Annotated in this window: 10 protein-coding genes; 3 read left to right on the top strand and 7 right to left on the bottom strand. The window is 55.7% G+C overall.

Annotation, left to right across the window (positions count from 1 at the left end):
• Positions 1-354 precede the first annotated feature (354 nt).
• The 6 genes from ACR0MM_RS00125 to ACR0MM_RS00100 all read right to left on the bottom strand — a co-directional run bounded on the left by ACR0MM_RS00125 (position 355) and on the right by ACR0MM_RS00100 (position 8,059).
• The gene (locus ACR0MM_RS00125; RefSeq protein ID WP_480693730.1) at positions 355-2,043 is read right to left on the bottom strand and encodes an ABC transporter ATP-binding protein; all 1,689 of its coding nucleotides are present in this window, start codon (positions 2,041-2,043) and stop codon (positions 355-357) included.
• Positions 2,040-2,954 carry an ABC transporter permease gene (locus ACR0MM_RS00120; protein WP_170339892.1) on the bottom strand — a complete coding sequence of 305 codons (915 nt, stop codon included), beginning with the start codon at positions 2,952-2,954 and terminating at the stop codon, positions 2,040-2,042. The genes ACR0MM_RS00125 and ACR0MM_RS00120 overlap by 4 nt, the downstream gene beginning before the upstream one ends.
• On the bottom strand, positions 2,951-3,919 hold the full coding sequence (locus tag ACR0MM_RS00115) for an ABC transporter permease (protein ID WP_170357427.1): 969 nt from the start codon (positions 3,917-3,919) through the stop codon (positions 2,951-2,953). Before ACR0MM_RS00115 ends, ACR0MM_RS00120 begins: the two co-directional genes overlap by 4 nt.
• Positions 3,920-5,473, bottom strand: coding sequence for an ABC transporter substrate-binding protein (locus ACR0MM_RS00110; protein WP_480693728.1), 1,554 nt, complete (start codon positions 5,471-5,473; stop codon positions 3,920-3,922).
• Between the two features lie 55 nt (positions 5,474-5,528).
• Positions 5,529-7,103, bottom strand: coding sequence for an ABC transporter substrate-binding protein (locus ACR0MM_RS00105; RefSeq protein ID WP_480693726.1), 1,575 nt, complete (start codon positions 7,101-7,103; stop codon positions 5,529-5,531).
• Positions 7,104-7,642: 539 nt separating this feature from the next.
• Entirely contained in the window at positions 7,643-8,059 is a 417-nt protein-coding gene (locus tag ACR0MM_RS00100; protein ID WP_170363786.1) for a MerR family transcriptional regulator, read from the bottom strand.
• Positions 8,060-8,134: 75 nt separating this feature from the next.
• Between ACR0MM_RS00100 and ACR0MM_RS00095 the strand changes: the two genes are divergently transcribed.
• Together ACR0MM_RS00095 and ACR0MM_RS00090 are read left to right on the top strand one after the other, a co-directional pair.
• Entirely contained in the window at positions 8,135-8,779 is a 645-nt protein-coding gene (locus ACR0MM_RS00095) for a cation efflux transmembrane domain-containing protein (protein ID WP_170363787.1), read from the top strand.
• A 296-nt stretch (positions 8,780-9,075) separates the two neighbouring features.
• Positions 9,076-9,804 (top strand): SDR family NAD(P)-dependent oxidoreductase, encoded by a 729-nt coding sequence (locus tag ACR0MM_RS00090; RefSeq protein ID WP_480693724.1) that lies wholly within the window; start codon positions 9,076-9,078, stop codon positions 9,802-9,804.
• Between the two features lie 49 nt (positions 9,805-9,853).
• On the opposite strand, the gene ACR0MM_RS00085 is transcribed toward ACR0MM_RS00090, so the two are convergent.
• Positions 9,854-10,609, bottom strand: a complete 756-nt coding sequence (locus ACR0MM_RS00085) for an N-acyl homoserine lactonase family protein (protein ID WP_480693722.1) — start codon at positions 10,607-10,609, stop codon at positions 9,854-9,856.
• Positions 10,610-11,121: 512 nt separating this feature from the next.
• Between ACR0MM_RS00085 and ACR0MM_RS00080 the strand changes: the two genes are divergently transcribed.
• The gene (locus tag ACR0MM_RS00080; protein ID WP_480693720.1) at positions 11,122-11,295 is read left to right on the top strand and encodes a hypothetical protein; all 174 of its coding nucleotides are present in this window, start codon (positions 11,122-11,124) and stop codon (positions 11,293-11,295) included.
• Positions 11,296-11,679: the final 384 nt, after the last annotated feature.

Raw genomic sequence — 11,679 nt, 5'->3', positions numbered from 1 at the left:
CGCTCGGTTTGAAACCAATGACCGACACCTAGTCCCCTACAAGTCTCGCGTACTGCCGTGTCGAGATGTTTGGTGAGGCGCGGAAAGCTGTCTTTCAAGGGGTATTCTGAATTCTGAAGTCGCAAAACCCCATTGCTGCCGTCGGCTTTGACCTCGACGCAGACCTCATTGACCGAGATTGCATTTCATTCGGCTTCGTCTGGGTCCGAAAATGGGTCGACAACAAGTACCAGACGCTTTGCGATGGAGCCAATTCAAGTCGGTGTTTGAGTTCAAACTACCGTTGATCGCTTGCGCATGTACCTCTCAAACAACTTCTTCTGAAAAAGCCTATGAAAGACCAAACCGTTAAGGTTACGCCAATTGCTTCAGCCGTGGCATCAAGTCCAAAAGTTCCCGTGTATACGGATGTTCTGGAGCTTCGAACAACGCGTCCGTCTCCTGAACTTCAAGCAGCTTCCCATGCCGCATCACGCCCACCCGGTCACACATCTGACGTACGACAGGAAGATCATGGCTGATAAAGAGCATAGTCAGGCCCAGATGCTCCTGCAGGTCTTTGAGAATGTTCAGGATTTGCGCCTGAATGGATACGTCCAGGGCGCTGGTCGGCTCATCGCAGATCAGAAAACGGGGCTGAGTTGCGAGGGCGCGAGCAATACAAATGCGCTGACGCTGCCCACCGGAAAACTCGTGTGGATACTTGCGCCACGCTTCCTTGGCCAGGCCAACCCAGTCAAGCAGTTCGCGCACGCGCGGTTCAATTGCGGGCTTGGGCAGGATTTTGTGATGATGGATGGGCTCGGCAACGAGGTCCCCGACCCTCATGCGGGGATTTAGGCTGGAGAACGGGTCTTGAAAGATCATCTGGATCTGGCGGCGGTAGGCTTGCAGGGCCTCTGCCTCCATCACTGTGACGTCTTCGCCATCAAAGATCACCCGACCACCGTCCACAGGATAGAGTGTTCCAATCATCCGGGCGACTGTAGACTTGCCAGAGCCACTTTCGCCGACAAGGCCAAAAACCTCACCGTCGCGAATGTCGAAACTCACCTGATCGACGGCAGTGAAGTACTTGCGTTGCGAGGGCAGCAGCCCGCCCTTTTGGAGGAACGTTTTAGTAATGCTTTCGATTTCCAGCAGTTTGCCGGATTTGGACAGATCGGTCTTTTCCCAATGGGCCGCCAGATCGTCGATCTTGAAGGTTCTTTCCCGCTCGCCATAATTGACCACTGGGAAACGCTCGACTTTGGTGTGCGGGCGCGGCACGGCGGCAATCAGAGATTTGGTATACTCATGTTTCGGTGCGCCGAGGATCTGATCGGTCGTTCCGCTTTCAACCACATGACCGGAATACATCACGGTTACCGAGTCGGTGGTGTCGGCGATAACGCCCATGTCGTGGGTAACGAGGATCACGCCGACCTGACGCTCCTTCGCCAGTTCCTTGATCAGATCCAGCACCTGCGCTTGGACAGAAACATCCAAGGCCGTTGTGGGTTCGTCAGCGATCAGAACACTGGGCTCGGTACAGAGTGCGAGCGCGATTACCACCCGCTGACGCATCCCTCCGGAGAACTGGTGCGGATACTGGTTGAAACGGTCCGCCGGGTCGGGGATGGACACGCGATCCAGCAGCGCAATAGCGCGTTTTTTGGCCTCGGAAGCGGAAAGGCCGAGGTGAAGCTGGATCGTCTCGACCAATTGCTCACCCACGGTGAACAACGGGTTCAGCGAGGTTAGCGGGTCCTGAAAGATCATCCCGATCTCTTTGCCCCGGATTCGGCGTTTGTCCTCGGCGTCCAGTTCGTCAATCCGACGACCGTTCAGCCAGACTTCGCCTTCGGAGACATGGGCCGGGGGATCCAGAAGGCCGATCACGGCGTTGCCGGTCATGGACTTGCCAGCACCGCTTTCGCCGACAACGCCCCGGATCTCGCCAGGATGCAGGTCGTAGGTCACATGCTCGACCGGCTTGAAGATGCCGTGGCGTGTGGGGATTTCCACTGTCAGGTTGCGGATCGAAAGAACGGGATCGGTCATTTCAGCCTCGGGTTCAGAACGTCACGCAACCAGTCGCCCAACAGGTTCACACTCAGCGCCAGTGCCAGCAGGGTGCAAGCCGGGAAGAACAGGATCCACCACTCACCCGAGAACAGGAATCCCTGCCCGATGCGGATCAGCGTCCCCAGCGAAGGCTGTGTCGGCGGCGCGCCAACGCCAAGAAAACTGAGCGTCGCCTCTGCAATGATCGCCAGCGCCAATGAGATCGTCGCGATCACCAGCACCGGTGACAGTACATTGGGCAGGATATGGCGCAGCATGATGGTCAGCGGGCTTTGCCCGATGATGCGCGCGGCGGCGACGTAATCTTTGTTCTTCTCAACCAGCGTTGCGCCCCGGACCACCCGAGCAAACTGCACCCAATCGGACAGGCCAATGGCCAGGATCAGCACCCAGATCGCCATCTGGTCGCGATACTCCACCGGGGTAATGCCTTTGGCGATCCCAAAGATCAGCATGGCCAGAAGGATCGATGGGAAAGTCAGCTGCACATCCGCCGTGCGCATGATGATGGTTTCGGTCCAGCCGCCGAAATACCCTGATAACAGGCCCAGAATGATCCCCAGAACCATCGCGAACAGAACGGCTGCCACCCCAACGAATAGCGAGATCCGCATTCCGTAGAGGATGGTCGAGAACACATCACGCCCCTGATCGTCTGTGCCCATCAGGAAGGTTTCGCCTGTAAAGGCATTGGGTTCCATTGGCGGGGTGAAGCCGTTCATCAGGTTCAGGCTGGCCGGATCAAACGGGTTTGTCGGCGCAATCAGTGGTGCGAGGATCGTGGCCAGGATCAGGATCAATGCCACCGTCGCCGACACCATGGCGACGGGCGAGCGGCGGAAGGCGTAGAACTGGTCGCTGTCCAGAATGCGTTTCACACGGCTCATGCGCTGACCCTCAGGCGCGGGTCGATGAAGGCGTAAAGGATATCGACCGCAAGGTTGATGGTGACAAAGATGACCGAGATCATCATCAGGTATGCTGCCATGACAGGGATATCCACGAATTGGATTGCATTGATGAACAAAAGGCCCAGGCCCGGCCACTGAAACACTGTCTCGGTGATGATGGCAAAGGCGATGATGGCCCCCAGTTGCAGGCCGATAATCGTGATGACCGGGACCATGGTATTCTTCAGCGCATGGCGGAAATTGATGGTCCGGTCACTCAGCCCACGGGCGCGGGCAAAGCGGATATAGTCTTGCCGGAGTACTTCCAACATCTCGGAGCGCACCAGCCGCATGATGAGGGTCATCTGGTATAGACCCAGTGTAATCGCGGGCAGGATCAGCGCCTTGAGTCCGCTGCTTGTCAGCAAGCCGGTGTTCCACCAGCCCAGATCCACGACTTCTCCGCGTCCAAAACTGGGCAGCCAGCCAAGTTCAACTGAGAAGATGTAAATCAACAGGATCCCGATCAGGAACGTCGGCAGGGACACCCCGATCAGAGAGGCTGACATGATGAAATTCGCTGCAAAGCCGTCTCGCCGGATTGCGGTGAACACACCCAGCGCGATGCCCAAGACTATGGCAAATACGGCTGAGACCAGCGCCAGTTCCAACGTTGCCGGAGCGCGTTCGGCCAGGATTTCCGCGACCGGACGCCCTTGACGGAAGCTGACGCCGAAGTTGCCCTGTACCGCTTCCTGCAGAAACTTCACATATTGCACCGGAAACGGCTGATCGAGCCCCAACTGCGACCGCAAACGTTCCACATCTTCCATGGTCCGCTCTTGCCCCAGCATGTTGTCGATCGGATCTCCGACAAAGCGGAACATTGAAAAGGCGACCAGGCCCACGACGAACAGAACCAGCGCCGACTGAGCCACACGCCTGATAATGTATGACAGCATTTAGTTGACCGTTACCCAGCGCAGAAGGAAGAAGTTGTCGGGCCGTTGTGTCAGCTCGATATTGCTGCGCGCGCCCCAGACCAGCGGTTGAACGTAAAGCGGTACATAGGCCACCTCATCGTGCAGGATACCTGCCACCTCGTCCAGCATTGCCTGACGTGTGGGTTCGTCAATCTCGGACTGGATCAGCGGCAGCAATTCATCCACGCGAGCGTTCGAATAACCGCCAAAGTTCCACGACCCCAACTTCTTTTCCTCATTTGGGGTCGAAGCGAGGAAACGCACGGGATGCTCGGCATCGAACGTACCGGGTGACCAACCCAACAGATACATATCAAAGTTGTCGGCCCGCAGTTCAGGCCAGTAGTTCTGAACCGGCATCGCATCGAGCGTCACGTTCAGCCCGGCCTGAGACAGCATGGCGGTGATCGCCTGGCAAACGGCTTCGTCGTTCAGGTAGCGATTGTTGGGGCATTTAAAGCTGATCTCAGCCCCCTCAGCGCCAGCCTCAGCCAGCAAAGCTTTGGCGCCCTCGGGATCGTAGCCATAGGGGTCCGCATTCGCAGCCGAATAGCCACGCATCGCGGGACTGACCAACTGGCTCGCCACCTCAGCATTGCCGCGCATGATGGTTTGCAGGATGGCTGGAACGTTGACTGCCTTTGCCACCGCCTCGCGGACGCGCACATCCTGGAAAAGGTCCGAGCCACCCTGCCCGGCTTCGCTCGAGCCTTCCTGCTGATCAAACCCCAGCATGATCACGCGCGCTTCGACGCCCTGAATGACCTTCACATCCGGACTGCCTTGCAACCGAGCCACATCCTGAATTGGGACCGGGTTGATGAAGTCGACATCTCCGGACAACAAAGCCGCCAGAGCGGTTGCCGGGTTTTGGATTGGCACCAATTCAGCGCGGGTCAGGTTGTGTTCTGCTGTGTCCCACCAGCCGTCGAACGGCTCCAGAACAGTGCGCAGGCCCGGCTCTCGCGCGGTGACTCGGAAAGCACCGGTGCCATTGGCGTTCAGGGTCGCATAGTTGCCCGATTCTTTGTCAGGGAGTGCTGCGTCGTTTGCCTCGGCCCAGCCGCTATCCATGATCATCCAGTTGGCAATGCTGTCCGGGAAAATCGGGTTCGGCGCAGTGGTCATGACATCGACGGTATAGTCGTCAACTTTCACCACCTCGCTGACGGGCGCGAACCAGCTGCGGGTGTCCGAATTTTCGTCAGACGCCCGCTGGTACGAGAAGATCACGTCATCCGCATTGAATTCAGAACCATCATGAAACGTTACGCCCTCGCGCAGTTTGAACCGCCATCCGGCTCCATCCCCGATGGTCTCCCAACTCGTGGCCAGCGCCGGTTCAATGGTCATGTCCTTGCCCCTGCGCACAAGCCCTTCGTAGACGTTATTCAAGAAACCTAGAACCGGGGCAGAGTTGACAGCATGAGGATCCATTGTTTGCGGGTCCGTTGTAACGGCAAACGTGAACTCTTCGCCTGCGACGGGCAAGGCAAGCGCGCAGAATAGCGCGGCAGTGGTCAGACGTTTCATGATAGCTCCCACTCTTTGGTGGCGGGCCTCGCATCCCGAGGCCCGGCCACGTTTCTTACTTCAGGCCAAAATGCTTGACCATAGGCTGATCTTCGGGATCAACGTTGATGTCCAGGTTTTCAGCCATACCCCAGTTCAACACTTGATGGTGGATCGGAATATACAGCTGTTCATCCTGCACCACGCGCCAGATCTCGGCGATCGCTTGATCTCGCGCGACGAGATCCGTGTTCGAGGCCAGCGACTTGATCTTGGCATCCAACTCATCATTGTCATACCCGGTGCCGTTCCACGTCCCGATGTCGCTTTCACGACCATGGACCAGGAAGTTGAAGATGTATTCCGAGTCATACGTCGGAACGCCCCAACCCAGCATGTAGAAATCGGTCTTTCCGTCCGTGATCAGCGGGAAATGTTGTGCTTTCGGTTTGGCATCCAGATTTACAGTGATGCCAATCTGACCCAGCATCCCGACAGCGGCCTGACAGATACCTTCGTCATTGATGTACCGGTCGTTGGGACAATCCAGCCGGATCGAGAATCCGTCCGGATAACCCGCTTCGGCCAAAAGCGCCTTTGCACCTTCAACATCCGTGCTGCTTTCACTGTCCATCTCGGCAGTCCAGCCGTTCACGAACGGCGGGGCGATCATCCCGGCAGGTTGCGACTGACCGCGCATGACCACCTGTTGGATGGCATCTCGATTGATCGCTTTGGACATGGCCCGACGAACGCGGACGTCGGCAAGGGGGTTCTTGCCATCGATGTTATCCGCCTCGATGTCATCCGCGCCCTGGTTCATGCCAAAGAAGATCACCCGGTTTTGCGGCGCTTGTTTGACGACCAAACCGTCGACGGCATTCACCCGGTCCAGGTCCTGCACCGGCATATCCTGAAGGAAGTTCACCTCGCCCGACAGCATCGCCGCAACGCGGGTCGCGTCATTCTGGATCGGGGTATAGATGATTTCGCTGATCGCCATCGGGAACTGATCGCGCCCCCAATAATCCTCGTTCCGCTCCATCACCGTTTTGACGTCCGGTTCGCGGCTGACCAGTTTGTAGGGGCCGGTTCCATTCACATTGACGGTCGCAAAGGTGATCTCGCCGCCTTCAAAGTCCTGAACGTTGACCGCGTTATTCGCCTCGGTCCAGCCCTTGTCCATGATGAACAGGTCGGTGAGGTTCGCAGGCAGAATGGGGTTCGGACCGTCCGTCTCGATCTCGATCGTGTGGTCGTCGACAGCGCGTACCTCGACAATCGAATTGATCAGTTCTTTCATGTCCGAGTTCGGCTGCTTCGCCCGGTTGATGCTGAACACCACGTCTTCTGCTGTGAAATCGGCGCCGTCATGGAATTTCACGCCCTGACGCAGGTTGAATACCCAGACATTCGGATCACCCTCGCTGGGGGCCCAATCGGTCGCCAGCGCAGGCTCAAACGCACCGCTCGTATCGCGAATGATCAGAGGTTCATACATCTGGTGGCGCACGGTATGCGTCGGCCCTTCGTTCTGCGAATGCGGGTCGAGCGTCAGCGCATCCCCCGAGCGCGCCCAACGCAGAGTTTCGGCACTGGCCAAAGACGTCGTCGTCATCAAAAGCGTCAGTACGAGTATTGGATTTTTCATTATTTTCTCCCATGTTGCAGCCGTTTAACCGCATTGAATTCACGATACCGTGTCGCAAATTTCTGTTAACGTTATGGTTGCGGATAGCATACCAACTGCGAATGCATGTCAATCGTTCAACCTGGTATTGATTTGCCAAACACAAGCGACAGGGGTCTTCAGGAGGACAGCCACTCTCCCAAAGAACACCGCATCAAGTGTCTATTTCTCAGACGAGACGAACACAAACCGCAATAATCAAGCTTCATAGTCCGGTAAGTAAATCCAGATAGCGTTGACGGGAACTGCGTTGCTCACACACTGGATAATTATCCGCTTCTTAAAGCGATTGCCACGCTGTTTTGGACCCGCCGCCAGATTTCCAATCATCCCGAGGTGCTTTCGCTCATTTGCAATGCGCACAAAGCGGTCGTTTGAGCAGATCACACCACCGAAATATTAGGTCCGCACGGTAGACATTGAAAAGACTTGCGACGTACGTCTGCTGTGCGGACAAAGCTGCCGTTCGGAGTTACCGAATAGATGTCAGCTTTCGAGGGTCAGTGATCCCGGCCACATAGGTCATGGTCTGCGAGCGAGGCCAAGACATAACAGTCCTCTGCCACGCCGCGACCATCACATCCTTGAGCAATACGCTTCAGTTCGTTCTCAAGCGCTTTGAGTCGTTTGATCTTGGCTCGCACTTCGGACAACTGACCTTCGGCGATCTCGGTGGCGGCTTCGCATGATCGGTCTGGATGGTTTTGCAACTCGATCAGAGATGAGATCGCGTCGATGGAGAAGCCAAGATCACGCGCATGACGGATGAAGCTCAGGCGTTCCAGACCATCGTTTGTGTAACGCCTCTGGTTGCCTGCTGTACGTTCCGGTGGAGCCAGGAGACCCATTTCTTCATAGTAGCGGATGGTAGGCACTTTGACCTTCGTCCGCTTCGAAAGCTCTCCAATTGAGAACATGCGAAAACCCTCTTGAACCTCTAGTCACTAGAGAGACTACATTAGAACCGAGGCGATTCTGAAGAGGTTTCAAAAATGGCAGGATGCTGCGGTAGCGACGTGAAGTTTGACGGGATGTCGAACGAATACAAACGCCGGTTATGGATCGTCATCGCGCTGAATGCGACAATGTTCGTGGTCGAGATGACCGCCGGACACTATGCAAAGTCTCAGGCACTTCAAGCAGACGCGTTAGACTTCCTTGGGGACGCGCTCACCTATGGTATTTCCCTCGCCGTGATCGGTGCTTCTGTTCGCGCTCGAACGAACGCAGCCTTGGCGAAGGGGATCAGCCTCTTCCTGATGGGCGCGTGGGTGTTTGGTTCGACCGTCTATCGGGTGTTCTACGTGGGTGTTCCAGAGGCCGAAATCATGGGGATCATCGGTGCGCTGGCTCTCGCAACAAACCTTGCGAGCGTACTCTTGCTTGTCAGCTACAAGGATGGAGACGCCAACGTGCGGTCGGTTTGGCTATGCTCGCGGAACGACGCCATCGGCAATGTGGCCGTGATGATTGCCGCTTTGGGTGTCTGGGGCACCGCAACGGGCTGGCCTGACCTCATTGTCGCTGCGATCATGGCGAGCCTATTCTTGTCATCTTCGTACCAAATTGTCCGACAGGCACTTGAGGAACGGCGCGAGGACGCCGCGCACGAGCATGGAGCAGCCCGGACAAGCTGACATTCGCTGCGGGGAGCACACCGGGTAGGTATGGGCTCAAACCGGTCATTCGCTGCAACTTGTTTGAACGTCTGCTTTGCGGACCATGCTGCCGTTTGCTTCAGTTGCAACGTCGAAAGGCACATCCGGCGCCAAAGCGCGGTGGAATGACATCGCAAGGTCTAACTCCGAGCCCAAACCAGACGCTCACCGAATTTTTTTAGAGATTGACTATCCATACTTGCAGAAACCTGCGTTGCGGGTTTCCTTCTGTAGTTCAAGATATCCACTGTTTCGCCAGGGTTCGAGGAGTTACTATGAAAACAGCCGTTGTGACTGGTGCCGCGGGAGGGATGGGACAGGCTATCTGCCGCCAATTGCGGACATGTGAGTTCCACGTCCTTGGACTGGACCTCAACGAGGAGGGCTTGGATGAACTGGCGGCAGAGTTAGGTTCAAATTTCACACAATTCTGCGTTGACTTGACGGATCCAGTTGCAATCGCGCAGACGTTTGATGGCATAAAGTCAGCTTATGGCGGCCTCGATGCTTTGGTAAACAACGCTGGCACCTGCTTCATGTCCGACTTCCCGCATATACCGCCCGAGGAACTGGAAAGGCAGATGGCAATCAATTTCAACTCTGCGTTCCATTGTTGTCAGCAGGCTGTCCGATTGATGTTGGAACGCGAGGGCGTCAAAAAAATTGTGAATATCTCATCAAACGGAGCTTACAATTTCGATGTATTTGACCCTCCGCACTACCGGGCATCAAAGGCGGCGATGGATACCCTTACGAAAGACCTAGCCCGTCGATACGCAAAGGAAAAAATCTGTGTGAACTCGCTGGCGCCAGCCATGACCGAGACGCCCTTGTTCAATGTCTTGTCTGAGGAAGTCTTAAAGAAAGCCGTTGGCGCCATGCCGCATGGTCATGCGATGCAGCCCGAGCAAGTCGCCTCTTGGGTCAGTTTTCTCATTTCACCGGCCGGTGACGTTTCCAGCGGAAATGTAATCATTCTGAATCAAGGGCGGGACGTCAGGTAGTTTTCAGGAAGATCAATCGATTTCGGGAAAGGTGGACCACCGGTTGGGGTCAACGGTAGACCCCTGGTGCTTTCTTCAGAACTGGCCATTGATTTGGACAATGCCCATAGATCACAAAGGCGTTTCGCTCGGATGCTAGGCGCATCAACCTGTCTGCGCTGGCAATCGCAGCATCTTCATCCCATGACCCTGCAAATTTCTCATCGATTTCTGACGGTCGGGATATCGCGTCACTGGTGAGCAAAACCGGACCCGAGGGAAGATCGACCATCAGGGCGATCTGGCCTGGTGCATGACCAGGTGCCGCCAATACCAGGATACCTGGTCCAACCTCTCCGTCGCCATCAACCAAGAGGTAATCTCGATCGGGCCACTCCAAAGGCTGCACATCGCCCCAATACAATGGACGAGGCAGAGCCCGCTCGACGGAAGATATTAGTATCGGAATGCCAGGAAAGTCGCCCAATGCCCCGATATGGTCGATATGAGTGTGGGTACAAATCTGCAACGTAATGTCTGATGGAATGAGACCGAGCTTTGCCAGTTGCGCGCGTGGCAGGTTTTCCGGTTCACATTTCAGGACTTCGCCAAACTCATACAAAAGATCTTCTTTTACCGCGGCTTCGGTATCGCTCGCATATTTTTCGGGAAACCCGGTGTCGATGAGTATGGCTTCTCCCAGATCCGTCCGGATCAGAAAGCCGCAGATCCCAATGATGCGACCCGTGGAATGAACCTTGAACAGCCCGTAGTCCAATACTGCCAGGTCAATCGGCCGCCCTTTGACAAATCCCTCAGCTTGCACAACCTCTCCCCCTCATTGACTGCAAGGATTTTGAGTAGAGTGGGAAAGTCAAGGAGTCCGTTGTCACGCCGCACACTATTCTAGCTATCACCCAGCCCAGCAGTGCTGCGGGTGAAGCTTTGAGCGAGATTGGCAGTTCAGATCGGAAAGCGGTCTTTTCTTTAGTCAAGTGACCAACAGAAAAACGTCTTGGTAGAAAACTACTGATATATGGCCAATCTGCCGATATTGGCTAGACTTAGAGGGTTCCCTCAACGCACAGAAAGTTTGTCCGCATTCCCGACCTTGCCACTGAGCGCTCCGGAACGCTCTAACCATTGGGACTACACCTTTTAATCGCCAAGTAAGCCACCGGGAGAGTGCCAGGACGCCCGGGACCAATGTCGGGAGTTTTTTTTGCCCAAGAGCACATTCGGGCCTTCGTCTGTCAAACCGGATCAGCCGTGTTATACATGGCGTCAAGATATGAAAGGCGAAATTTGATGGACGCACCAGTTATCCAACTGATATTTATGCTAGCTTTTCTAGTTGGCGTGATCTGGCTTTATATCCTGCCGATCACGATGGCGGGGCGGCGCAACCGATCCGGTTTGATCTGGTTCCTGATCGGTCTGGTTGGATCACCGCTTTTGGCCATCCTTTTACTACTGGCTTTGGGTGACGCACCCGAGCATCCAGCAGCGTAGTCTTAGGAACGATACCGTCGGACACACAGAAAGGCTCAACCGGAGGGTTTCTGGACACCTGTGAGCCGTAACGGCCTTCTCAGCATGCAAGGAGAGCTTGAATTGCGTCACTACACTATTGGAAGAGAAGAATAGTACTCCTTCCCACTCTCCACGGCCGTGTAGTGTAATCCTACGGATGACCGATCTGTTTGAAGAATCCTAGATGACTCTGTCCGTGACCCGGTCATAGCGGCAGTTCTGAAGAACGTCCGACACCGTTAGGAGCAGCCAATGCGGTTGGTGCCAGTTTGGCGGTCCTGCCCCCAACCATGAGACTTCTTGCTACATATGCCGACGCTGATGTCCTTGTTGCGCAAACGGTCATGTCCGGTGGGATTGAAG

It is taken from the genome of Ruegeria sp. BC6 (assembly GCF_056539185.1).
This window is presented reverse-complemented; position numbering and strand designations above follow the sequence as displayed.